Consider the following 22,941-nt stretch of genomic DNA (forward strand, 5'->3'; position numbering starts at 1 on the left):
GGGGGGCGGATGGGACCATCAGGCGCATGTTCCATCCCGCACCGCCGCTGCCCGCCGCACCGCCGCCCCTGACCGACGAGCTCGCCGAGCAGTGGCTGGCCGACCGCACCGCGCAGCGGTGGGACAGCCGCTGGCTGTGCGTGGTGCCGCTGCTGGTCTGCGTGGTGGCGATGGGTCAGGCCGCCCGGACCCAGCTGTCCTGCGGCCCGGCCCACCCGTGCGGGCAGAGCTGGGCGGAGACGGCGGTGGCCGCCGCACTGCTGGCCGAGGCCGTCGCCCTGCTCTTCCGGCCGCGCGGCCTGGTGCTGATCCCGGCCGCCCTGCTGCCGCTGCTCTGGTACCTGCCGGACGGCCTGCCGGACGAGGTCAGCCGCTGGACCGCCCTGGCCGCCCAGGCCGCGCTCCTGGCGGTGCTCGCCCGGGCCGGCGCCGGCCGCCGGGCCGCCCGGCAGCGGCTGGCCGACCTGATGGGCGGTCAGCAGCCCTACCCCTGGACCCTGGCCGGCACCCCGGCCCCGGCCCCGCCGAAGCCGGTCGTCCGGCTGGTCATCGGCGGCCTGCTGATCGGCCTGGCCACCGTCTCGGCACTCACCGGCCTGGAGCACCAGGAGGACGCGGACGGACGGGCCGCCCGGGCCGAGACCGTCTCCGGCCGGGTGCTCTCCTCGGACGAGCTCGGCGACACCGAGGTCGAGTACCGACTGCCCGGCGAGGACCGCCACCGCACCGCCGAGGTGACGGTCTGGTGGGACGCGTACCCCAAGGCGGGCGACACCCTCCCGCTGCTGGCCGACCGCGACGGCTGGGTCCGCCTCGCCGGTGACGCGTACGACCCCACCCCCTGGCTGATGGCCGCCACCGTCCTGGGCGCGCTCGGCCTGGTCGTCCTCGGCTCCGCCGCCCGCAGCGTCGGACTGATCCGCGACCTGGCCGGGCCGGGCGCCCCCGTCCTGACGGTGGTGCACCACCCGGACGGCGAGGAGGAGATCGTCGGCCCCGAGGGCGGCGGCCCGCTCTGGCGGCTCTCCACCCGGCAGTACCTCGGCTGGAACGGCACCGCCTGGGCGCCGCTCGGCGACTTCCCCCTCCACTGGGAGGGCGAGGCCGAGCGCCCGCCCGGCCTGCGGACCGCCCTGCTCTACCAGGGGCCTGACGGTGCGTCCGCCCCCGTCCTGGTGCGGCGCTGGACGGAGCAGGACGACCGGGACGGCGTGCTCGAACTCGACTGGGTCGCGGTGGTCTGCACCCCGCAGGTCAAGGTGCTCCGCCGGCCGCGGCCCACCGCCCCGCGCCCGACCGAGGACCAGGGCATGCCGGCCCGCCTGCGGCTGGCCGTCGGCCCGGCCGCCGCACTCGTCCTCGGCGCGCTGGTGGTCTCCCGCTCCGCCGACGGCTGGTGGACGGGCCTGGTCCAGCCCCTGCTCCTCGGCGGCTTCGGCATCACCGGAGCGGTGGCCGCCCTCGGCTGGCAGGCCCGCTTCGACCGCAACGGCCTGGTGACCAGCACCGGCCTGACCCGGCGTCGGACCGCCTGGCCGGAGATCACCGCGGCCACGGCGGAGAACGGCCGCGTCACCGTCCGCACCCACGACGACCAGGAACTCCACATCGGCCACCGCGCCGCCGCCTGGCTGGGCCTCGGCGGCTACGACCCCCACGCCCTCGCCACCGCCGTCACCCGCGCCGCCCACGAACCCGCCCACCGCCCCACCACCGACATCCCTGACCACTTCCCCGAACTCTTGGTCAACCGCCTCTCCCTGACGGCCTACCTCCTCACCACGATCACCGTCTTCTGGCTCACCTGACGAAAGTGGCTACGCCCTTGGGGCGCGAGGCTCTGCTGATTGCGGCTCCGCCGCGTGGGCGCGAGTACGGAAGGCGGCCCAGCGCTAGATCGGGGCAGGCGAGCCAGTTGCACGTGCTGCCGCTCCCCTAGGTCACGGGCAGCTGATGTCCGCTCCCGTGTTGGCCGTCACGGCCGGTGCCGACGCAGACGGGGTGGCGGCCGGGGTGGGGGAGGCCTGGCCGGGGAGGGCGCCCGTGTAGTCGGAGCCGGCGATCACCTGCATGGTGGCGCCCAGCCCCGGGGCCTGGACCAGTTCCGCGTACGGGAGCGCGGCGGCCAGCGTCTTCACCGACTCGTCCCACCGGGGGTCGTACCGCACCACCGTCCGCGCCGCGTTCCCCCCACCCGCGTTCGAGGGCGCCCCCGTCGTCGCGAACCCGGCCTTCCGCAGGTCCCCGTCCACCCGCGCCCCGAGCCCCGCCGTCCCGGCCCCGTTCAGCACCTGGACCCGGATCTGCCCCGGCGGCACCGCCCCGGGCGCGACGGCGGCCGCGGCCGCGGGAGCGGGGGCCCGCTCGGTCAGCGGCTGCCCGTTCCGGACGGCGTCGAAGAGCGCCTTCGCCCCCGACGGGTCCCACAGCACCGTCGAACCCCAGCCCTCCACCTGGTGGTTGACGTCCTTGAGCGGGACGGTCGCGAAGTCCGCCGTGGCGGGCGAGAGGTCCTTCAACTGGGTGGCCAGCGCCACGAGATCGGCGCTGGACAGCTCCTGGTCGGCCTTGACCGACCGCAGCACCGTCTCCGTCACCCGGGAGAGCTTCACCGGGTTGAGCAGGGTCCCGCTCCCGGTGGCCTGCCTCAACAGCTGGGCCAGGAACTTCTGCTGACGCTGCATCCGCCCCAGGTCGGAGCTGCCGTCCACGTGCCGCGCCCGGACGTACTTGAGCGCCCCGGCCCCGTCCAGCCGGGTGGTGCCGGCGGGCAGGTCGAGTCCGGAGTACTGGTCCTTCAACGGCTTGGCGGTGCAGACCTCGACGCCGCCGAGCGCGTCCACGGTGGAGACGAAGGAGAGGAAGTCGACCTGGAGGTAGTGGTCGATCCGCAGGCCGGTGTTGCGCTCCACGGTGCGGACGGTGAGGGCGGGGCCGCCCATCCCGTGGGCGGCGTTGACCTTGCCGTGGCCCTCGGGGACCTCCCGGCCGGTGGCCAGGTCGCGGTGGGCGGGGATCACCACGTAGGAGTCGCGGGGGATCGAGACCACGCTGGCCCGGCCGCCGTGCTCGGCCAGCTGAACGATCATCAGGGTGTCGGTGCAGTGGCAGGATTCGCCGCCGGCGTGCAGCAGGCCCTTGAGGGTGTCGGCCGGGATGCCCTCCCGGTCGTCGGTGCCGGCCACCAGGAAGGTGGTCACCCCGTCGTCGGGCGGCCGGTCCCCGGCGGAGCCGAAGGCGTCCACCCGGCCGATCGCGTCCCCGACCCCGGCCAGCAGGGTCCGTCCGCCGCAGGCGGTGGCCAGCACGGCGAGCGAGACGGCGGCCGCCAGCCACCGGCCCCACCGGCGCACCGGCGGGGTGCGCTGGGGGTCGGTCCCGTGACGGGTGGCAGTCGGCGGCACCCTCGGATGGTAGGCGCGCCGCAGGAGCACCGGAGCAGGACGCGCCGGGCGGGTACGCCGTACGCGGGCCCGGTCGCCGAAACGTTCATGCACCCGTTCGGTCCGGCCGGGTCGGACCGGCAACCGCCAACCGGCCCCGCGCGCGGCCCCGGTGACGCTATGTTCGGCGCCATGGGGAACCCAGTGCGAGTGGTGGAGAGCGCCGACGTCGACGAGCGGGCGCGGATCGGCGAGGGCAGTACGGTCTGGCACCTGGCCCAGGTCCGCGAGGACGCGGTGATCGGGGCCGAGTGCATCATCGGGCGCGGCGCGTACGTCGGCCCCGGCGTGGTGATCGGGGACCGGGTGAAGCTGCAGAACCACGCCCTGGTCTACGAGCCGGCCGTCCTGGAGGACGGCGTCTTCGTCGGCCCGGCGGCGGTGCTGACCAACGACGTGTACCCGCGCTCGGTGGATCCGGACGGCAAGCTCAAGCGCGGGGACGACTGGCACGCCCAGGGGGTGACGCTCCGTCAGGGCTGCTCGATCGGCGCCCGCGCGGTGATCACCCCGGGGGTGACGGTCGGCCGCTGGGCCCTGGTCGCGGCCGGTGCCGTGGTGCACCGCGACGTCCCGGACTTCGCCCTGGTGGCCGGCGTCCCGGCCCGCCGCCTCAAGTGGGTCGGCCGGGCCGGCGAGCCGCTCACCGAGACCGCCCCCGGCCGCTGGCAGTGCCCCAGGACCGGCGAGCACTACACCGAGACCGACGGCGTGCTCACGGAGGGCACGGTTCAGAAGGTGTAGAGCCCGCCCTGCGGGTTGACGTCCATGCAGTTCTTGTCGTTGTCCGCGGTGACGGCCTCGGCCGACTTGGGCAGCTGGGTCGGCGCGGCGGTCACCGGGAAGGTGGTGCCGCTCGGCCAGTCGGCGCCGACGGCCAGCAGCAGGTCGCTCTTGGCGGTGCCCTCGTGCAGGGCGGTGCGGGGCAGTCCGAGGGCGGCGGCCACCGCCTGGGCCTCGGCCGACTGCTCGGGGGCGTACTCGAGTTGGGTGGTCTTGCGGGCCGCGCCGTTGGCCGTGGTCGAGGCCTTGGCGAAGCCCTTGGCGGCCAGCGCCGCCTTGATGTCACCGGCCCGGCGCTCCACCCCGGAGGAGTTCTGCACGGTGACCTCCACGGTGGCCGGCGCCGCGGTGCTCGCCGACGGGGAGGGCGTCGGCGACGGGGCGGGGGCGGCGGCGGGGGCCGGGCCCTTGTCGTCCAGCGGGCGGTCGGCCAGCAGCATGTCCCAGATCTGCTTGGTGTCCGGCTCCTTGAGCTCCAGCCGGTTCTCGTCGCTGGCGGCCGTCACGGTCGGCACGGTGAGGGTGGTGATCCGCTCGGTCGGGACCTTGCGCAGGTCGGTGCCGAGGTCGATCAGTGCCTTCACGTCGGCCAGGTCCTTGTCGAGGCTGATCGACTTCGAGGCGGTCTCGGCCAGCTTCAGCAGCCCGGCCGGGTCGGTGAGCGTCCCCTTGGACTTGAGCTCCCGGATCATCGACGAGAGGTACATGTGCTGGGCCTTGGTCCGGCCGATGTCGTCGCCCCAGGCGTCGCGGGTGCGCAGCCACTGCAGCGCCTGCTCGCCCTGGACCCGGTGGGTGCCCTTGGCCAGCTTGAGGTCGGTGCCGCCGTGGCCCTTGCGGTACCGGTCGTAGAGGTTCATGTTGACGCAGACCGGTACGCCGCCGACGGCGTCGGCCATGTCCACCACGCCGGCGAAGTCGATCATCATGTAGTGGTCGACGTACAGGCCGGTGATGGCCTGCCAGGTGCCGAGCAGGCAGCCGGGGCCGCCCCGGGCCAGCGCCTCGTTGATCATCGCCTTGCGGACCGAGGGCTTGGTGGACTTGCCGTCCTCGCTGCGGCAGGCCGGGATGGTCACCAGGGTGTCCCGGGGTATGGATATCAGCGAGGCGTTGGAGCGGTCGGCGGAGACGTGCAGCAGCATCTGGACGTCGGCCAGGCCGGGCCGCCCGGCGTCGTCGGCCGAGCCGCCGAGGGCGATGTTCTTGGCCGAGCCGCGGTTGTCGGTGCCGATCATCAGGATGTTGATCGGCGTCTGGCCGGCCGCGTTGGGCGCGGTCTTCGCCCCGGAGGCGTCGCTCAGGTTCCGCTCGCCCGAATCGAAGTTGCCGTTCAGGTGCTGGTAGTACCAGTAGCCGCCGCCGCAGGCCGCCAGCAGCAGCAGGGCCAGGCCGAGGGCCAGCCGCCGCAGTACCCGCCGTGGTCCGCCCCGCTGCTGTTTCGCCGCCTGCCGGGCGGCGGCGCGCCCCCCGGACGGCCGCGTTTGGACGTTCGTCATCGGTAGCACCACCACTCGTCGTGAGCAGCCCCCCGTAGGCCACCTGTTCGGAACCTACCCGACACCACGGACGAGATCGCGGATCTGTTACACAGTCAGAACGATCGTATGACTGTGAGTTTGACCATCTCTGCTCACTTCGCGCACACGTCGGCGTCGTCCGCCTGTACCCGCTGGAGGTCCTTGGGCGCCTCGGTCGGCACCGGCACCGCGGGCTTGCCGAGCTCGCCGAAGTCCTTGCCCAGCACCAGCAGCAGCGGCTCCCCGGCGGCGATCGCGCCGCTCTCCTTGGCGGCCTCGGCGGGCAGCCCGAGCGCGGCGGCCAGCGCGACGCCCTGGTCGGCCCTGCCCTTCGGGTAGGAGACGGTGGTGGCCGGGGCGGTGGCGGTGTCCTTGCCGGTGCCGGCCTGCGCGAAGCCCTTCCCCTTCAGGGCGGTGACGGCCTTTCCGGCCTGCCCGGGGGTGCCGGACCCGTTCCGGACGGTGACCCGGACGGCGGCCGCGTCCACCGTGGGCGCGGGCGGGGCGGAGGGTGCGGCGGAAGCCTGGGCCGGCGAGGGGTCGGCGGCGGCGCCGGCCACCTCGGTCAGCGAGCGGTCGGCCGCGAGCATCGCGAACAGCTGCTCGGCGGGCTTGTCGTTGAGGATGACCCGGCCCTTGTTCTTCGGGTCGTCCAGCACCGGCACGGTGGCGAAGGTGATGTGCTTGGTGTCCACCTTGGAGAGGTCCAGCGCCAGGTCCTTGAGCTTGTCCACGCTCTTCAGGCCCGGGTCCACGGTGAGCGCCTTGGTGGCGGCGTCCGCGAGGTTGAACAGCTTGGTCGGGCTGGTCAGGGTGTCGCTGCTCTTCATCTTGCGGATCATCGAGCCCAGGAACTGCTGCTGGAGCTCGATCCGGGACAGGTCGCTGCCCTGGCCGACGGCGTGCCGGGTGCGGACGAAGGCCAGCGCGTCCTCGCCCTGCACCACGTGCCGGCCCTTGGTCAGCTTCAGGTGCGAGCCGGAGTCGTTGATGTCCTTGGCCACGCAGACCTCCACGCCGCCGACGGCGGTGGAGAGGCTCTTCACCGCCTCGAAGTTGACCATCAGGAAGTGGTCGATCCGGATGCCGGTCATCTTCTCGACGGTCCGCCAGGTGCAGCCCGGGTCGCGGCCCTCCTGGCCCAGGCTCTCGTTGAACAGCGTCCGGGCCGTGCCGGGGATCTTCTTCCCGTTGGCCTCGCACTCCGGGACGGTGACCATCAGGTCGCGCGGGATGCTCATCACCGTCGCGTTGCTGCGGTCCTTGGCGACGTGCACCACCAGCGTGGTGTCGGCGTGGCCGGGGCTGCCCTCGTCACCGTACGAGCGGCCCAGCCCCTGCCGGCTGTCGGTGCCGATCACCAGGATGTTCATCGCCCCGGTGGCGGCCTGCGGCCGTTCGGAGTCCGGGCCGACCTGGACGTTCACCGCGGTGATGTTCCCGTTGATCCGCTGGTACGCGTAGAGCGCGCCGCCGCAGCCGGCCACCAGCACCAGCGCGGCCACCCCGGCGGTCCACTTGACGGCCCGTCGGCGCCCGCCGCCGCCCGTCTGGCGGCGCGAGGCCCGCCCGCCGGGCGGCGGTGCGGCGGCCTCCGGCCGGGCGGTCCGGGCCCGGGGGCGCGGCACGGTGGCCGGGGGAGGGGTGGCGTCCAGGTCCAGACGGAACTCCCCGGTGGCCGGGTCGAGCACCCACTGGTCGGCCGGGTCCACCGCGGCCGGGGTCTGGTCCGCGAGGTGTCCGTCGTGCCGGTTTCCGCTGTTCACCCCGGACACCCTAGACGAGCTCCGGCCATGATCCGGTCGTACTGTGACCGTTGACACGGCGGTCAAACGCCATGAAAACGGGCAAAGTTCACGCCCCGTCGGGCCCGGACCGGCCACTCGCCGGCCCGCCCGCGGTCAGTGCATCGCGCAGGCCTCCTGGTCGGCGGTCCGGCCCTCCAGGGTCGGTTCGGCGGTCGGCAGGGTGGTCGGACCGGCCGACGGCGTCCAGCCGCCGAGGTCGTCCGGGGAGGGGCTCGCGGAGGCGCCCGGCGGGGGCTCGTGCGCCGCGGAGCCGTCCACCGAGGGGTCGCGGAGCAGCGCCGAGGGCGCCCCGTCGGCCAGCAGGGTGGCCGACGGCGAGGCGCTCACCTGGTAGGCCCGCACGCTCACCGAGCGGTCGGAGCGCAGGGCGGCGAACAGCTGGTCGGTGTCCGGCTGGACCAGCTGGTCCCGGTCCCAGTTCCCCGGGTACGGGCGGCGCGGGGTGGTCAGGAAGACCACGTTCGAGGTCGGCATCGAGCGCAGGTCCTGGGCCAGGTCGTACAGCGCGCCCAGCCGGCTCAGCCCCTCGTCGGCGGTGACCGCCCCGGTGGCGGCGTTCAGCAGCGGCCAGAGCCGGGTCGGGTTGAGCAGCACCCCGGTGGACTGCACCTTGCGCACCATCGAGGCCAGGAACTCCTGCTGACGGCCCATCCGCTGGGTGTCGCTGCCGTCCCCGAGGGTCTCGCGGGCCCGGACGTACCCGAGGGCCTGCTCGCCGCCCAGCACCTGCCGCCCGGCCGGCAGGTCCAGCTTGGCGTTGCGGTCGTGGATCGCCCGGGGCACGCAGACCTCCACCCCGCCGACCGCGTCCACCATCTTCTTGAAGCCGGTGAAGTCCAGGATCAGGTGGTGGTCGATCCGGATGCCGCTGAGCCGCTCCACGGTCCGGATCGTGCAGGCCGGACCGCCCAGCTCGAAGGCCCAGTTGAACTGCACGAACCGGGGCGTCGACCGCGTCCCGTCCGGCAGCTCGCAGGCCGGCACCCGGACCATCGCGTCCCGGGGGATGGAGACCGCGGTGGCGTGCTCCCCGTCCGCCGCCAAGTGCAGCAGGATCGTGGTGTCCGAGCGCTGCCCGCCCGCGTAGCCGTACTCGCCGTTGGCCCCGCTGCGGTCGTCGCTGCCGATCAGCAGGATGTTCCTGGCCTGCTGCGGCCCCCGCTCCGGGCGCTCCGACTCGTCCTGCCGCAGCAGCTTCCCGGTCGCGGTGTCGGTCCCGATGTTGCCGTCCAGCTTCCGGTAGCCGATCCACGCCACCACGCCCCCGGCCACCAGCAGCAGCGCCAGCACCCCGGAGATCAGCAGCAGGATGCGGCGGCGCCCCCCGCCGCGGACGGTCGGGGGGCGCACGCTCTGGTCATCGTCCTCGGCCATGACCGGGATTCCTACCCGGTCGACGTACCGGGCGGATCAGCCCAGACGCAGAGTCACTCGTTCGGATTCGATCCGCTTCGCCCACTGCTCCTCGGTCAGCCCGCCCGAGTTCCGGCAGAGCACCACCGAGGCACCGGCCGCCAGCGGGGCCAGCAGCCCGGCCTCCAGCCCGGCCCAGTCGTCGTACGAGAGCGTGCTGAGCACCCGGCTGGAGGTGTCCAGCCCGAGCCGGGCCGCGCCCTCCCGGGCCAGCGCCACGGTCTGTTCACCCGTCAGCTTCAGCGGCAGGCCGTCCTCCACCACCGTCTCCAGCGCCAGCGCCTGCGGGTGCACCGGCGAGTACGGGGCGAACCGGTCGCCCTGCCCCGGCACCTCGGCGGCGTAGTCCAGGAAGCCGTCCGGCCGGGCCGGGAACCGTCCGCCGAGCGGACGCAGCGCGAGCGCCACCCGTTCGCCGGAGCAGTCCTTGGCGGCGTCCAGCCCGTCCGGGCCGCTCACCACCAGATCGGCGTCGGCCGGAGCGCCGCCGGGCACCGCGACCACCCCCACCGACCAGCAGGCCAGCAGCCATACGGCGCTCTGCCAGTGGGCCGGAAGGAGCAGCGCGGCGCGGTCCTCCGGACCGGCGTTCAGCTCGTCCTGGAGCAGGTTGGCGGTCTTGGCGACCCAGTTGTCGAAGGTCTTGGCGGAGAGCTCCACCCGCTCGCCGGTCGCGTCGTCGTAGAACGTGACCAGCGGACGGGTCGGGTCCGCGTCGAGGGCCCCCGGGCGCAGGTAGGCGTGCAGCAGCTCGGCGGGGGTGCGGGCGTCGGCAGCGAATGGCGCAGTCATGGTGCGGTCCAGCCTACGACCTCCCCGTCCGCCGGGGGAGAGGCGGCCGCCCGGCGGAACCGACATGGCGTCAGATTCGGTTTGCCCTCAATATCCCTTTCATGCGCATCGCCCTGCTCGCCGCCGCCACCGCCGCCACCAGTGCCCTCCTCCTGCTCCCCCCGCCCGCCCTCGCCGAGAGCCCCTCCGGCGGGGTCAGGACCATCCCCCTGACGACCGCTCAGCGAGGCCTGCCGCAGCACGACACCGCCCCGTTCTCCCTGGTCGGCGTCAGCTGGGACGACCCGGCCGCCACCCCCGACGGCACCGTCGAGGTCCGCACCCGCGCCGTCGGCGGAGCCTGGAGCCCCTGGCACCCGCTGGCCGTCGAACCCGACGACCGCCCCGACCCCGAAGGCCCCGAGGCCGCCCGGCGCGGCGCCACCGCCCCGCTCTGGGTCGGCCCCAGCGACGGGGTCGAGGTCCGCTTCACCGGCAGCGCCCCGCGCGGCCTGCGCGCCGAACTGGTCGACCCCGGGCGGGACGTGACTCCCCGCCGGGCCGGCGGGGCCGCGCCCCGCCCCGGCATCGTCACCCGGGCCGGCTGGGGCGCCGACGAATCCGTCCGCGAGCCCGACTTCACCTACACCGGCCCGGTCAGGGCGGTCTTCGTCCACCACACCGACACCGCCAACGACTACGCCTGCGCCGACGCACCCAAGGTCATCCGGTCGATCTACCAGTACCACGTCAAGAGCAACGGCTGGCGCGACCTCGGCTACAACTTCCTGGTCGACCGCTGCGGCACCGTCTACGAGGGCCGCGCCGGCGGAGTCGCCCAGCCCGTCCTCGGCGCCCACACCCTCGGCTTCAACACCGACACCGCCGGCATCGCCGCCCTCGGCCGCTACACCCAGGACGCCGTCCCCCAGGCCCAGATCGACGGCATCGCCAAACTCGCCGCCTGGAAACTCGGCCTCACCGGCCAACCCGCCGACGGCAAGACCCGACTCACCTCCGCCTCCGACGGCAGCCGCTACCCCAAGGGCACCACCGCCACCTTCGACACCGTCTCCGGCCACCGCGACGCCTTCAACACCGAATGCCCCGGCACCGCCCTCTACACCCGCCTCCCCGCCATCCGCACCTGGTCCACCCACCTCCAGGGCCGGTAACCCCTGACGAAAGTGGCTACGCCACCAGGGGCGCGGGGCTCTGCTGATCTGCGGCTCCGCCGCGCGGGCGCGAGTACGGAAGGCGGACCAGCGTGAGATCGGGGCACGCGAGCCAGTTGCACGTGCTGCCGTTCCCCAGCGCGCCCGCGCGGCGGAGCCGCAGATCAGCAGAGCCCCGCGCCCCTGAGCGCTTTCCCTGACGGCCGTCGCGTCCGCGTATCCTCGCGTGGCGGGAGGTGCGGCAAGGTGTCGGAGGCGGTGCGTCGTTGGGAGCCCGGGTTCCCGCTGGACCTCGGGCGGTGCCTGCTGCCGTTGCGCCGGGGTCCCGCCGACCCCTCCTTCCGCAGCAGCGGCGACGGCGCCGTCTGGCGAGCCTCCCGCACCCCCTCCGGCGTCGGCACCCTCCGCCTGGCCCATCAGCACGGCGTGGTCGAGGCCCACGCCTGGGGCCCCGGCGCCGAGTGGCTGCTCGACCGGGTCCCGCTCCTCCTCGGTGCGTCCGACGACCCGTCAGGCCTGCACCTCCCCCCGGGCCCGCTGCGCGAGGCCCAGCGCAGCCACCCCGGTCTGCGGCTGACCCGCACCGGCCTGGTCCTGGAGTCCCTGGTCCCCGCGATCCTGGAACAGAAGGTCACCACCGACGAGGCCTACCGCGCCTGGCGCACCCTCCTCAAGGACTTCGGCACCCCCGCCCCCGGCCCCGCCGAGGGCATGTGGGTGGCCCCGTCGGCCCGGGAGTGGGCGCTGCTGCCGTCCTGGGAGTGGCACCGCGCCGGCGTGGACCCCAAGCGCGCCGCCACCGTCGTCCGGGCGGTCCGCCTCGCGCCCCGGCTCGAAGAGGCGTCAGCCCTCCCGCACGACGCGGCGACCGCCCGCCTCACCACCGTCCCGGGCATCGGCCCCTGGACCGCCGCCGAGACGCTCCAGCGCAGCAACGGCGACGCGGACGCCGTCTCCGTCGGCGACTTCCACCTCCCCAACCTGGTCGGCTGGGCCCTCGCGGGCCGCCCCCGCAGCGACGACGCGCAGATGCTCGCGCTGCTGGCCCCGTACGCGGGCCACCGCCACCGGGTCTGCCGCCTGATCGCCCTGACCGGCGCCCGCGCCCCCCGCTACGGGCCCCGCCTCACCCCGAACGACCACCGCTCCCGCTAGCCGGCCGGCCAGCCGTCTACCGCACCGTCAGAAAGGCCTCCGCCGACCGCGCCTGACGCGCCTTCGGCGCCTCCGCCGGCCGCCCGACCGCCACCGCCCCCATCGGGTCCCACCCTTCCGGCAGGTCCAGCACCTCCCGCACCGTCCCGCGGCAGAACATCGTCGAGGAGACCCACGCCGAGCCGTACCCCTCCCCGGCCAGCGTCACCAGCAGGTTCTGCACGGCGGCCCCCGCCGCCACCACGAACATCTCCCGCTCCGCCGCGGCCCGCCGCGCGTCGGGGTAGTCGTGCGAGCCGTCCATGACCAGGCAGGGCACCACCAGGTACGGCGCGGCCCGCAGCACGTTGCCGCGCGCCGTCCGCCGGGCGATCTTCGCCTCGTCCCAGCCGTCCAGCTCCGCGAGGTCCCGCCGCCAGGCGGCGAGCATCGCGTCCAGCAGCCGTTCCCGTACCTCACCGGACTCCACCAGCACGAACCGCCAAGGCGTGGTGTGGTGCGGCGCCGGGGCGGTCACGGCCGCGGCCACCGCGCGCCGCACCGCCTCCGGGTCGACCGGCTCCGCGGTGAAGGTCCGTACGGTCCGCCGCAGCGTGACGGCCTCCCGCAGCGCCTCCGAGGTGCCCAAGCGGAACAGGTCGTCGACCACCGGCCGCAGCAGCGGCCGGATGCCGTCCCCGTCCTCCTCGGTGACCACCCCGGCCAGGCCCCGCACCACCGCGACCGGCACCCCGCTGGCCTTGCCCTTCACCAGGTCACCGGCGGCGGCCAGTTCGTCGGCGGTGGCGGTCACGGTGAGCGTGAGCTCGTTGCCGTGGCTGTCCGTCCGCCCCCGGTGGTCCTCCAGCACCGCGACCCCGGCCGCGCCGATCGCCACGTCCGTCAGGCCGTTGCGCCAGGGCCGGCCGAAGGTGTCGGTGATCAGCACGCCCAGCCGACGGCCCGTCAGCTGCCGCAGCCGGGCACGCAGGGCGCGGGCCGAGGCGTCGGGGTCGAGCGGGAGCAGCAGGACGGTGCCGGGGGCGGTGTTGGAGGCGTCCACCCCGGCGGCGGCCATCACCAGGCCGTTGCGGTTCTCCACGATCCGGGAGCGGCCGCGCCGGGCCACCACCCGGACGGTCTCCGCGTCGATCGCGGCCTCCCGGTCGGTGGCCTCGACGATCCGGCCCTCCGCCTTGGAGACGATCTTCGAGGTGACCACCACCACGTCGCCGTCCTCGAACTCGCCCGCCTTGGCGATGAGTTCGGCCAGGTCGGCGCCGGGCTCGATCTCCGGCAGCCCGAGCACGGGCAGCACGCAGATCACCGGCGCACCTGCTCGGCCAGCTCCAGCGCCACCCGGGCCATCTCGGCCGTCGCGGGCACATCGGTCATCAGCAGCGGCACTGCCCGGCAGGCGATCCCGGCCGCCTCCACCATCTCGACGGCGGCCGCGTCGGCGGTGTCCACCAGCCAGCCGTCCAGCAGCCCGGAGCCGTAGTTCAGCGCCACCGCCTCGGCGGTGGCCTCCACGCCGACCGCCGCCAGCACCTTGTCGGCCATGCCGCGCACGGGGGCGCCGCCGATGATGGGGGAGAGCCCGACCACCGGCGCGGCGGCCGAGGCCACCGCCTCCCGGATGCCGGGCACGCCCAGGATGGTGCCGATCGAGACCACCGGGTTGGACGGCGGCAGCAGGATCACGTCGGCGGCCGCGATCGCCTCCAGCACGCCGGGGGCGGGCTCGGCCGTCTCGGCGCCGACCGCCACGATCGCCTCGGCGTCCACCGCCGCGTGCAGCCGTACCCAGTACTCCTGGAAGTGCACCACCCTGGGGGTGCCGTCCTCGGTGATCCGCACGTGGGTCTCGACCCGGTCGTCGCTCATCGGCAGCAGCCGCACGCCCGGCTTCCAGCGGTCGCAGAGCGCCTCGGTGACGGCGCTCAGCGGATAGCCGGCGGCGAGCATCTGGGTGCGCACGATGTGGGTGGCGAAGTCCTTGTCGCCGAGCCCGAACCAGTCCGGTCCGACCCCGTAGGCTTTCATCTCCTCCTTGACCGACCAGGTCTCGTCGGCCCGGCCCCAGCCCTGCTCCTCGTGGATGCCACCGCCCAGGGTGTACATCACGGTGTCCAGGTCGGGGCAGACCTTCAGCCCGAAGAGGTGGATGTCGTCCCCGGTGTTGCCGATGACGGTGATCTCGTCCTGAGGGCCGGTCAGTTCCCGGAGCCCGCGCAGGAAGCGCGCCCCACCGATGCCGCCTGCCAGTGCCACGATGCGCATGGGCCCATCCTGCCAGGCGGCACCGGTCCCGAGGCCACGGACCGTCGGTGCGGGTGGATCCGTCAGTGCGCGTCGATCCGGCGCTCGGCGGCCGGGGCCTGCGCGCCGTACTGGTTCATCTCCACCAGGCCCGGCGAGTAGAGGTGGATGGAGACGGCGGGCTCCAGCGAGGCGTTCACCATCTCGTGCAGGTAGCCGGAGGAGAACACCCGGCGGCTGCCCTCGGGCAGCGGGCGCTGCTGCTCGCCGTCCTGGGTCAGGGCCCGCTCGACCAGCTCGCCCTGGACCACGGTCATCACGCCGGAGGAGGCGCCGTGGTCGTGGAAGCCGCTGCCCTGGCCGGGCAGCCAGCTGAGCAGCCAGACCTCGTAGCCGGGGCCGGTCTCCAGCCGGGAGTACCAGCGGGTGAGGGCGTCGTAGCGGACCAGCGGCTTCCAGCGGCTCTCGTCGGCGGCGATCTCGCGGACCAGCCGGGCGTAGCCGGCCACCGTGGTGGGGTGGGCGGGCAGGTCGGTGCGGGCCAGGTGCTGGAAGGCGGTCGGGTCGCCGGCGATCGAGACGTCGCTCAGACCGTCGGTCCAGCGGGGGGCGGGCACGGGGGCGGCGGCGAGCAGGTGCTGCTGCCGGGCGCGGTCACGGTTGCGCTTGCGGAGGCGGGGCATTCGCATGGGGCGGAATCCTCGGAGGCGGAGATCGGCGGGTGTGCAGCCGGTCCGCGGGGGATTCAGGGGGGACTGTCGCGGTCGGCCTCGGTGCTCCTGGAGGCGGCGCGCGGTGGGACGCGTGCGCCTAGATACAGGAACAGAGGCGACAACAGAGGGAGCTCGCGGCACGACGGAGCAGCGCCTGGCGGCGGCTCACGGGGGCGGCGAACTCTGACATGAGGGCAAGGAGACCGCAAGAGGGGCCACAGTGTCAACCCGATCGTCCGGGCATTCCGGGAACTTCGCGCATGAACCACCGGATGGGGTGATAAATCACCCTCTATGTTTCGATGTGAAGATCGCCGGGAAGGCAGCCGATGACCAGCGGCAACCGAGTGCGCTGCGGCTCGCGTCCACCCGTTCGGGGGGTGGTGGGGCTGAGGGTGCGTCAGGTTGACTGCGTGTCAGGCGGTGGGTGGTTCCGGCCGGTTGGTCCGATTAGGTCAGTAAGACCGTCATGTCCGGATATGTACACTTGTCGTAGTGCCTTGGTTCCGGGGAGTGAATCCTCGGCCCAATACCAGAGCTCGGCTTGACTGGGCCAGAGTGACGCACATGTAATTTCACTCGTGTCGTTCCGCCGCTCCAGGCAACGGCAACACCACGGGGACGCCAAAAGGGGCAGAGGAGGCGCCGGAGATGAGCGAGCTCTTTGAGCTGTTGATCGGTGAGGGCATCGAAGAGGACGAAGAGGAGCTCGGCTGGCAGGAGCGCGCGCTCTGCGCGCAGACCGATCCGGAGTCCTTCTTCCCGGAGAAGGGCGGCTCCACCCGCGAGGCCAAGAAGGTCTGCCTGGCCTGCGAGGTCCGCTCCGAGTGCCTGGAGTACGCACTCGCCAACGACGAGCGGTTCGGCATCTGGGGCGGTCTCTCCGAGCGCGAGCGCCGTCGTCTCAAGAAGAGCGCGGTCTGACCGGCCGTTCTCCTGTTCGTGCGGCGCCTCACCGAAGACGGTGGGGCGCTTCTGCATTTCCGCCCAATTCCCGCACAACTCGTGAATGTGCCGACGGCACCTCGCCCGGGCTCTCGCGCGCGGTACACACCGGCACCGTTCCGGTGCCGTTTCCCCCGCTTCTCCCCCTCCTCGGGGGCACACCGAGGACGAGCCCGCCATCCGGAGCCGTTAGTGTGGGGCGCCAACTCCCTTGGCCGCACCGAGAAGCTTGGGGCTCACGCACTCGATGACCGTCTACAGCCACCAGAGCGGCTTCTCCGCTGCCCGGCCTCCCGCATACCCGCGCCACCTGGTCACCGCCGTGATCGTCTCCCACGACGGTGCCCGGTGGCTCCCGCAGGCCCTGGCCGGCCTGCTCGGCCAGGACCGCCCGGTCCAACGCATCCTCGCCGTCGACACCGGCTCCACCGACACCTCCCAGCAGCTGCTCCGGGACACCCTGGGCGACTGGCTGCCCGAGAGCGGCCCGCTGGTCCTCGGCCGCCGCTCCGGCTTCGGCAACGCCGTCGGCCAGGCCGTCTTCAACTCCCCGCCGCTGCGCGCCGAGGACCTCCCGTACAGCCTCGACCCGTCCGGCTACGACCCGGTCACCGGCGGCTGGGACGACTTCGGCGACCCGCTGGGCGCCGAGGACGAGCTCGGCCGCGGCGGCCCCCGGGAGACCGAGCCGGTCGAGTGGCTCTGGCTGCTGCACGACGACTGCGAACCGCAGACCGACGCGCTGCGCCGGCTGCTCCAGGTCGCCGACTCCACCCCGACCGCCGCCGTGGTCGGTCCCAAGCTGCGCAGCTGGTACGACCGCCGCCAGCTGCTCGAAGTGGGCGTCACCATCGCCCGCTCCGGCCGCCGTTGGACCGGTCTGGACCGCCGCGAGCAGGACCAGGGCCAGCACGACCAGGTCCGGCCGGTGCTCGCCGTCTCCACCGCGGGCATGCTGGTGCGCCGGGACGTCTTCGAGGAGCTCGGCGGCTTCGACAAGGCCCTCCCGCTGATGCGGGACGACACCGACTTCTGCTGGCGGGTCAACGCGGCAGGCCACCGGGTGGTGGTCGCCCCCGACGCGGTGCTGCGGCACGCCGAGGCGGCCAGCCGCGAGCGCCGTCAGATCGACTGCGGCTCCGCCCACCCGCACCGGGTCGACAAGGCCGGCGCCGTCTACACCCTGCTGGCCAACTCCAAGGGCCTGCTGCTCCCGTACGTGCTGCTCCGGCTGGTGCTCGGCACCCTGGTCCGGATGCTGGTCAACGTGGTCGGCAAGGACCCCCGCCAGGCCTTCGACGAACTGGCCGGCCTGGGCCACGAACTGGTCCGGCTGCCCCGTCTGCTGGCCGCCCGCAAGCGCCGGGCCAGGACCAGGTCCGGCGACCCGCTGGACGACCGCACGCTCTTCCCGGCCCCCGGCGCCACCACCCGCCTCGCGGTCGAGGGCGCGATCGGCGCCCTCGGCATCGGCGGCGGCGAGGACCCGGGCGCCGGCCGGCACGGCTCGGCCGAGTCCGGCCCGGGCGACGAGGACGCCGACGACCTGGTGGTCGAGCAGTTCACCCTGGTCAAGAAGCTGGCCCGGCGCCCCGCCCCGCTGCTCTTCACCGCCCTGCTGGTGGTCTCCGTGATCGCCTGCCGCAACCTCTTCGGCAGCGGCAGCCTGCTGGGAGGCGCGCTGCTGCCCGCCGCTGACGGGGCGTCAGGCCTCTGGTCGATGTACGCCGATGCCTGGCACCCGGTCGGCGGCGGCTCCGACGCCACCGCCCCGCCCTACCTGGGCGTGCTCGCGGTGCTCTCCTGGCTGCTGTTCGGCAACGCCGACCTGATGGTTGCCCTGCTCCTGGTGCTGGCCATCCCGCTCGCCGCGGTCAGCGCCTACCTGGTCTCCCGCCCGCTGATCGAGTCCAAGCTGGTCCGCGCCTGGGCCAGCGCCGGGTACGCCATGCTGCCCGCCGCCACCGGCGCGCTGGCCCAGGGCCGGCTCGGCACCGCGGTGCTCGCCGTGCTGCTGCCGCCGCTGGCCCGCGCCGCCGCGGTCAGCGCCGGCCTCGGCATCCGCGCCGAGACCGCCGCCAAGGGCGCCCGCCCCGGCTGGCGCTCCACCTGGATGACGGTGCTGATGCTCACCGTCTGCACCGCCTTCGTCCCGCTGACCTGGGCCATCGCCGTCCCGCTCTGCCTGGCCGCACTGGCCCACGCGGTGCTCCGCGGCGGCGCCTACGGCTCCGGCGGCGAGGCCGTCCGGCTGCTCGGCCTGCGCGTCCTGGTGATCCTGGGCGCCCCCGTCCTGGTGCTCGCGCCCTGGTCGCTGGAGGTGCTCGCGCACCCGTCCCGGCTGCTGCTGGAGGCCGGGCTGCCCGGCCTGGAGGGCGCGGCGGCCAGTCCGCTCGGCCTGGCCCTGGTCAACCCCGGCGGCGCCGGGGTGCCGCCGGTCTGGCTCTCGGCCGGCGTGGTGCTCGCCGCGCTCGCCGCGCTGCTGCGCGCCGACCGCCGCCGCGCCGTGCTGGCCGCCTGGGGCGCCGCCCTGGCCGGTCTGATCTTCACCGTGGTGGTGGCCGGCACCAGCGTCACCCCGGCCTCCGGCGGCCTCCCGGTCGCCGCCTGGGCCGGCCCGGCCACCCTGCTCGGCGGCGTGGCCCTGCTGGCCGCCGCCGCGATCGGCGCCGACGGCGCCAACGCCCGCGTCTCCGGCATCGCCTTCGGCTGGCGCCAGCCGGTCGCCGCCCTGGTGCTGGCCGCCGCCGTGCTGGCCCCGTTCGGCACCGCCGTCTGGTGGGCCGTCACCGGCGCCGACGGCCCGCTGCGCCGGGGCGAGGCCGCCCAGGTGCCCGCCTTCATCGCGGAGGAGGCCGGCACCACCGACCGCGCCCGCACCCTGGTGGTCACCGGCGACGGCGCCACCGTGCGCTACGCCCTGGTCCGCGGCTCCGGCCTGACGCTCGGTCAGGCCGAGGGCACCGTCGCCGTCGGCGACGACCCGAAGAACGCCCTGGACGCCCTGGTCGGAAAGCTGCTCGGCGGCTCCGGCGGCGAGCAGGCCAAGGCCCTGGCCGGCCGCGGCATCGGCTACGTCGAGCTCAAGCAGCCGCTCACCGCCAAGGCCCGGGACGTGCTGGACACCACCCCTGGCCTCAGCAAGCTCAGCGAGGAGGACGGCATCGGCCTCTGGCAGGTCACCGGCGCCACGGCCACCCGCGCCGTGGTGGTGGACGCCAAGGGCACCGCCAAGCCGTTCCCCGCGGGGGTCCGCGAGATCCACGGCAAGCTCCCGGCGGGGGAGGCCGGCCGCACCCTGCGACTGGCCGAGGACGCCGCCCCGGAGTGGAAGGCCACCCTGGACGGCACCGAGCTGGAGCCGGTCACCCTGGACGGCTGGGCGCAGGGCTTCAAGCTCCCGGCCGGCGGCGGCACCCTGGACGTCACCCGGAGCGGCAGCCTGCTGCACACCGGCTGGATCTGGGCCCAGGTGCTGCTCGGCGTGACCGTCCTGGTGCTCGCCCTGCCCGGCCGCCGCAACCACAACGACGACGACCTGCCCGAGGAGGTGGTGGCCGCCGCCGCGCTGGCCGCCGCCGCCCAGGCGCAGGCCCCCGTCCCCGGCAGCCGCCGGGCCCGCCGGATGGCCGAGCGCGGCGAGGGCGAGGAGCAGTCCGGCTCCGAGGAGAGCGGCGTCTACGCCGCCATCCCGGCGCAGACCGCCGCCGAGCCCGAGCCCGCCGCCCCGGCGGAGCAGTACCAGGACCCGTACCAGCAGGCCGACCCGTACGGCTGGGACCAGTACGCCGTCCAGCAGCCCGCCGCCGTGCCCTACGGCTACGAGCAGCAGCAGTCCTACGGCTACGACCCCTACCAGCAGGGCTACGAGCAGCCGCAGGCGCAGCCCGAGTACCCGGGCTACGACCAGCCGGAGCAGCAGCCCTGGGTGCCGGGGCAGCCGCAGCAGGAGCCCTACCACGACCCCAACGACCCCTACGGCCAGCAGTACCGGCCCGGATCGGGGAGCTGACCCGCCGTCATGAAGAAGCCCACTCTCAAGGCCCCCAACCTCAAGGCCCCCACCTTCGGCCGGTCCGCCCCCGCGGCGGACGGCCAGGCCGGCCCCGGCGACCAGCGGGCCGACGGCCCGAAGGCCTCGGGCGGCACCCGCACCGGCGTCTCGCTGCTGGCCGGCGCGGTGGCGATCGGCGTGGTCTTCGGCATCGCCGAGCTGCGCCCGCCCGCCGACCCGGAGGCGACCGCCCCGGCCGCCGCCAGCAGCGCCAAGGTCGAGCGCACCGCCCTGGTCTGCCCGCAGCCCCTGCACGGCCTGACCGGCTCGACCACGCTCACGCTGTTCTCCCCGCAGGACACCGGGACGGGAGGCTACGGCGCGCTCTCCGACGTCGTCCCGCACGCCCCGGCGGCCGACGCCCCGTCAGGCGCCCCGCCGGCGGCTCCCTCCGCCCCCGCCCCGGCCGACGCGGCCCCCGCCGACGCCCGGGTGGCGCTGGCCAAGTCCGGCGTCCCGGTCACCGGCCCGGCCGCCAACGGCGACAACGCCCCCGGCACCTCCGCGGTGGCCACCGGCGGGTACGCCCCCGGCTTCACCGTCTCCCAGACCACCACCGTCACTGACGAACAGGGCCGGGGCCTGTCCGGCTTCAGCTGCACGCCGACCGGCACCAGCTTCTGGTTCTCCGGCGCCAGCACCTTGGGGGACCAGCGGGTGGACTACGTCAGCCTGGTCAACCCGGACCCGCTGGTCCCGGCCGTGGTCGACCTCAAGCTCTACGGCGAGAAGGGCCCGATCGAGAACCCGGCGGCCGAGGGCATCGCGCTCGCCCCCGGCAGCTCGCAGGCCATCCGGCTGCCCTCCCTGACGAAGGACCAGAAGGACCTGGCCGTCCACGTGGTGGCCCGCAGCGGCCGGATCGGCGCGGGCGTGCACGCGGCCGACGGCAGCAAGGGCTCGGACTGGATCCCGCCCTCCGCCACCCCGGCCGCGACCCAGGTGCTGCCCGGCCTGGCGGCCGACACCTCGGCCGCCCGGCTGGTGGTCGCCGCCCCCGGCGAGGAGGACGCGGACCTGAAGATCCAGGTCTCCGGCCGCAACGGCTGGTTCACCCCGGCCGGCTTCGAGACCATCCACGTCAAGGCCGGCATGGTCAACGCGGTCGACCTCGGCCAGGTGACCCGGGGCGAGCCCGGCGCGCTCCGGCTCAGCCCGAGCGACGAGACCCACCCCACCCCGGTGGTGGCGACCCTGCGGCTGGACCGTACGCAGAACGGCAAGTCCGACGCGGCCTGGATCACCGGCACGGCGCCGGTCGGTCCGCGCGCCTCGATCGCCGACAACCGGGGCGGCAACGCCACCACGCTCTACCTGACCTCCACCGGCGAGCAGGAGGCCAAGGTGAAGGTCACCGCCTCGGCGGGCAGCGGCGGCGGCACCCCCGCCACCAAGGAGGTCTCCGTCCCGCCCGGCGCCACGGTGGCCCTCCCGGCCCCCGAGCCGGCCGGGCTCAACGGCGCCTTCGGCGTGACGGTGGAGACCGTCTCCGGCGGTCCGGTGGTGGCCGCGCGGATGCTCACGGTCGCGGTGAAGGACGTCCCGGGCTTCACGGTCCAGGCCTTCCGCGACGACCACAGCACCGTCAGGATCCCGCAGTCCCAGCCCGACCCGGCGGTCCTGCTGCACTGACGCACCGACAGGAACTCAGGGGCGCCCCCGGCCGGGGGCGCCCCTGAGTTCACTCCTCGTCGTAGCGCGGGTCGATCGCGTCCGGCGACAGGCCGAGCAGGTCGGCCACCTGCTCGATCAGGATCTCGTGCACCAGCGCGGCCCGGTCGTCCCGGTTCTTGGCCCGGATCTCCACCGGCCGCCGGTAGATGACGATCCGGCTCTTGCGGCCCTGCCCGGCCGCCATCAGCCGCCCGAGCGGCACGCCGCCGTCCTCGTCGTCCTCCTCGCCGGGCGTCGGCACCTCCTGCACGGCGAACTCGACGTCCACCAGCTGGGGCCAGCGCCGTTCCAGCCGTTCCACCGACTCGCGGACGTAGTCGTCGAACAGCTCGGAGCGGGTGAGCGAGATGGGCACCTGGGGCGGCGCCAAGGGTCCGCGCAGGCCACGGCCGTGCCGGTCGCGGTGGCGCCGGACGCGGGGCGGGTCGGCCGGTGATCGGGGTGCGGAACTGTCCATATCAGTGTCGAGCGTAGTCCTTGGAGCCCCGGAAGTGGACCACCCCGACGACGCCCATGTCGGCGACACGTGACACTCGGTGGGGGCGGGTCTTCGCGGCCTGGTCAGGAGTGCGGTACCGTCCACCCTCGTGAGCTCTGTACGTCGTTGTTCGCGGACCGCGTGCGGCCGACCGGCCGTCGCGACGCTGACGTACGTCTACGCGGACTCCACCGCCGTGCTGGGCCCGCTCGCCACCTACGCCGAGCCGCACTGCTACGACCTGTGCGCCGAGCACGCCGAGCGCCTCACCGCCCCGCGCGGCTGGGAGGTCGTCAGACTGGCGGCCGACACCAATCCGCTCCGCCGCAGCAGCGACGACCTCGAAGCGCTGGCCAACGCCGTCCGCGAGGCCGCCCGCCCCCAGACGCCCCGTCAGGTCCCGTCCAGGGAGCCCGAGGGCACCGAGGCGGGCCGCCGAGGCCACCTGAGGGTGCTCCGCTCCCCGGAGAGCTGACGGCGCGCATCGGCCGAGGTGACGTAGGGCGCTGTGTTCACCGACCGTCCATCACCTCCCGGTACGCTGCCCTGGTCTGAGTACCCAACAAGTGGAGCGGTTGTGCGGGACCTGAAGCAGCTGGTGAAGGCGTACGACGTCCGGGGTGTGGTGCCGGATCAGTGGGACGAGGTGCTGTCGCGGGCGTTGGGTGCGGCGTTCGTGCGGGTGGTGGGTGCGTCGGCGATCGTGGTGGGTCATGACATGCGCCCGTCGTCGCCGTCGTTGACGCGGGCGTTCGCGGAGGGTGCGGC

Annotated in this window: 17 protein-coding genes and 1 pseudogene; 9 read left to right on the forward strand and 9 right to left on the reverse strand. The window is 74.4% G+C overall.

Annotated features, from left to right (window positions below):
• The first annotated feature begins 26 nt into the window (after positions 1 to 26).
• Positions 27 to 1,808 carry a hypothetical protein gene (locus tag ACZ6ZR_RS14380; protein WP_465642395.1) on the forward strand — a complete coding sequence of 594 codons (1,782 nt, stop codon included), beginning with the start codon at positions 27 to 29 and terminating at the stop codon, positions 1,806 to 1,808.
• A gap of 132 nt (positions 1,809 to 1,940) precedes the next feature.
• On the opposite strand, the gene ACZ6ZR_RS14385 is transcribed toward ACZ6ZR_RS14380, so the two are convergent.
• Positions 1,941 to 3,404, reverse strand: coding sequence for an LCP family protein (locus tag ACZ6ZR_RS14385; RefSeq protein WP_465642396.1), 1,464 nt, complete (start codon positions 3,402 to 3,404; stop codon positions 1,941 to 1,943).
• A 171-nt stretch (positions 3,405 to 3,575) separates the two neighbouring features.
• On the opposite strand from ACZ6ZR_RS14385, the gene ACZ6ZR_RS14390 reads away from it, so the two are divergent.
• On the forward strand, positions 3,576 to 4,187 hold the full coding sequence (locus tag ACZ6ZR_RS14390) for an acyltransferase (RefSeq protein ID WP_465642397.1): 612 nt from the start codon (positions 3,576 to 3,578) through the stop codon (positions 4,185 to 4,187).
• Here the strand turns inward: ACZ6ZR_RS14390 and ACZ6ZR_RS14395 are convergent.
• From ACZ6ZR_RS14395 to ACZ6ZR_RS14410, 4 genes are all read right to left on the reverse strand, one after another.
• The gene (locus ACZ6ZR_RS14395) at positions 4,175 to 5,725 is read right to left on the reverse strand and encodes an LCP family protein (RefSeq protein ID WP_465642398.1); all 1,551 of its coding nucleotides are present in this window, start codon (positions 5,723 to 5,725) and stop codon (positions 4,175 to 4,177) included. The genes ACZ6ZR_RS14390 and ACZ6ZR_RS14395 overlap by 13 nt on opposite strands.
• 134 nt (positions 5,726 to 5,859) lie before the next feature.
• A complete protein-coding gene (locus ACZ6ZR_RS14400; RefSeq protein ID WP_465642399.1) occupies positions 5,860 to 7,512 on the reverse strand; it encodes an LCP family protein in 1,653 nt (550 codons plus the stop codon).
• A gap of 135 nt (positions 7,513 to 7,647) precedes the next feature.
• Complete coding sequence (locus ACZ6ZR_RS14405; protein ID WP_465642400.1) at positions 7,648 to 8,928, reverse strand: LCP family protein; 1,281 nt, start codon at positions 8,926 to 8,928, stop codon at positions 7,648 to 7,650.
• Between the two features lie 36 nt (positions 8,929 to 8,964).
• Complete coding sequence (locus ACZ6ZR_RS14410) at positions 8,965 to 9,759, reverse strand: TIGR03089 family protein (RefSeq protein ID WP_465642401.1); 795 nt, start codon at positions 9,757 to 9,759, stop codon at positions 8,965 to 8,967.
• Between the two features lie 101 nt (positions 9,760 to 9,860).
• Between ACZ6ZR_RS14410 and ACZ6ZR_RS14415 the strand changes: the two genes are divergently transcribed.
• Positions 9,861 to 10,913 (forward strand): peptidoglycan recognition protein family protein, encoded by a 1,053-nt coding sequence (locus ACZ6ZR_RS14415; protein ID WP_465642402.1) that lies wholly within the window; start codon positions 9,861 to 9,863, stop codon positions 10,911 to 10,913.
• 246 nt (positions 10,914 to 11,159) lie between these two features.
• Positions 11,160 to 12,068 carry a DNA-3-methyladenine glycosylase family protein gene (locus tag ACZ6ZR_RS14420; RefSeq protein WP_465642403.1) on the forward strand — a complete coding sequence of 303 codons (909 nt, stop codon included), beginning with the start codon at positions 11,160 to 11,162 and terminating at the stop codon, positions 12,066 to 12,068.
• Positions 12,069 to 12,084: 16 nt separating this feature from the next.
• Here the strand turns inward: ACZ6ZR_RS14420 and ACZ6ZR_RS14425 are convergent, their stop codons facing one another.
• The 3 genes from ACZ6ZR_RS14425 to ACZ6ZR_RS14435 form a co-directional block, all read right to left on the reverse strand.
• Entirely contained in the window at positions 12,085 to 13,374 is a 1,290-nt protein-coding gene (locus tag ACZ6ZR_RS14425; RefSeq protein ID WP_465642404.1) for a coenzyme F420-0:L-glutamate ligase, read from the reverse strand.
• A complete protein-coding gene (gene cofD / locus ACZ6ZR_RS14430; protein WP_465642405.1) occupies positions 13,371 to 14,330 on the reverse strand; it encodes a 2-phospho-L-lactate transferase in 960 nt (319 codons plus the stop codon). Before cofD ends, ACZ6ZR_RS14425 begins: the two co-directional genes overlap by 4 nt.
• A 62-nt stretch (positions 14,331 to 14,392) precedes the next feature.
• A complete protein-coding gene (locus tag ACZ6ZR_RS14435) occupies positions 14,393 to 14,998 on the reverse strand; it encodes a cysteine dioxygenase (RefSeq protein ID WP_465642406.1) in 606 nt (201 codons plus the stop codon).
• Between the two features lie 675 nt (positions 14,999 to 15,673).
• Here ACZ6ZR_RS14435 and ACZ6ZR_RS14440 point away from each other — a divergent pair.
• The 3 genes from ACZ6ZR_RS14440 (at position 15,674) to ACZ6ZR_RS14450 (ending at position 21,653) form a co-directional block, all read left to right on the forward strand.
• A complete protein-coding gene (locus ACZ6ZR_RS14440; protein ID WP_145790473.1) occupies positions 15,674 to 15,946 on the forward strand; it encodes a WhiB family transcriptional regulator in 273 nt (90 codons plus the stop codon).
• A 268-nt stretch (positions 15,947 to 16,214) separates the two neighbouring features.
• Positions 16,215 to 19,979, forward strand: a complete 3,765-nt coding sequence (locus ACZ6ZR_RS14445) for a glycosyltransferase family 2 protein (protein ID WP_465642407.1) — start codon at positions 16,215 to 16,217, stop codon at positions 19,977 to 19,979.
• A gap of 9 nt (positions 19,980 to 19,988) precedes the next feature.
• On the forward strand, positions 19,989 to 21,653 hold the full coding sequence (locus ACZ6ZR_RS14450) for a DUF5719 family protein (protein ID WP_465642408.1): 1,665 nt from the start codon (positions 19,989 to 19,991) through the stop codon (positions 21,651 to 21,653).
• A 49-nt stretch (positions 21,654 to 21,702) separates the two neighbouring features.
• On the opposite strand, the gene ACZ6ZR_RS14455 is transcribed toward ACZ6ZR_RS14450, so the two are convergent.
• Positions 21,703 to 22,152, reverse strand: coding sequence for a metallopeptidase family protein (locus tag ACZ6ZR_RS14455; RefSeq protein ID WP_465642409.1), 450 nt, complete (start codon positions 22,150 to 22,152; stop codon positions 21,703 to 21,705).
• 79 nt (positions 22,153 to 22,231) lie between these two features.
• On the opposite strand from ACZ6ZR_RS14455, the gene ACZ6ZR_RS14460 reads away from it, so the two are divergent.
• Both ACZ6ZR_RS14460 and manB read left to right on the forward strand, forming a co-directional pair.
• The gene (locus ACZ6ZR_RS14460) at positions 22,232 to 22,648 is read left to right on the forward strand and encodes a DUF3499 domain-containing protein (protein WP_465642410.1); all 417 of its coding nucleotides are present in this window, start codon (positions 22,232 to 22,234) and stop codon (positions 22,646 to 22,648) included.
• A gap of 102 nt (positions 22,649 to 22,750) precedes the next feature.
• Positions 22,751 to 22,941: pseudogene (gene manB / locus ACZ6ZR_RS14465) on the forward strand (phosphomannomutase/phosphoglucomutase); the annotation flags it as partial.

The organism is Kitasatospora sp. NPDC088742, assembly GCF_055584905.1.

What these genes read in the sequence shown, in the direction of transcription:
- ACZ6ZR_RS14380 (WP_465642395.1), top strand. Translation starts at nt 27, where the DNA reads ATGTTCCATCCCGCACCGCCGCTGCCCGCCGCACCGCCGCCCCTGACC.
- ACZ6ZR_RS14390 (WP_465642397.1), top strand. Translation starts at nt 3,576, where the DNA reads ATGGGGAACCCAGTGCGAGTGGTGGAGAGCGCCGACGTCGACGAGCGG.
- ACZ6ZR_RS14395 (WP_465642398.1), bottom strand. Translation starts at nt 5,725, where the DNA reads ATGACGAACGTCCAAACGCGGCCGTCCGGGGGGCGCGCCGCCGCCCGG.
- ACZ6ZR_RS14405 (WP_465642400.1), bottom strand. Translation starts at nt 8,928, where the DNA reads ATGGCCGAGGACGATGACCAGAGCGTGCGCCCCCCGACCGTCCGCGGC.
- ACZ6ZR_RS14410 (WP_465642401.1), bottom strand. Translation starts at nt 9,759, where the DNA reads ATGACTGCGCCATTCGCTGCCGACGCCCGCACCCCCGCCGAGCTGCTG.
- ACZ6ZR_RS14415 (WP_465642402.1), top strand. Translation starts at nt 9,861, where the DNA reads ATGCGCATCGCCCTGCTCGCCGCCGCCACCGCCGCCACCAGTGCCCTC.
- cofD (WP_465642405.1), bottom strand. Translation starts at nt 14,330, where the DNA reads ATGCGCATCGTGGCACTGGCAGGCGGCATCGGTGGGGCGCGCTTCCTG.
- ACZ6ZR_RS14435 (WP_465642406.1), bottom strand. Translation starts at nt 14,998, where the DNA reads ATGCGAATGCCCCGCCTCCGCAAGCGCAACCGTGACCGCGCCCGGCAG.
- ACZ6ZR_RS14440 (WP_145790473.1), top strand. Translation starts at nt 15,674, where the DNA reads ATGAGCGAGCTCTTTGAGCTGTTGATCGGTGAGGGCATCGAAGAGGAC.
- ACZ6ZR_RS14445 (WP_465642407.1), top strand. Translation starts at nt 16,215, where the DNA reads ATGACCGTCTACAGCCACCAGAGCGGCTTCTCCGCTGCCCGGCCTCCC.
- ACZ6ZR_RS14450 (WP_465642408.1), top strand. Translation starts at nt 19,989, where the DNA reads ATGAAGAAGCCCACTCTCAAGGCCCCCAACCTCAAGGCCCCCACCTTC.
- ACZ6ZR_RS14455 (WP_465642409.1), bottom strand. Translation starts at nt 22,152, where the DNA reads ATGGACAGTTCCGCACCCCGATCACCGGCCGACCCGCCCCGCGTCCGG.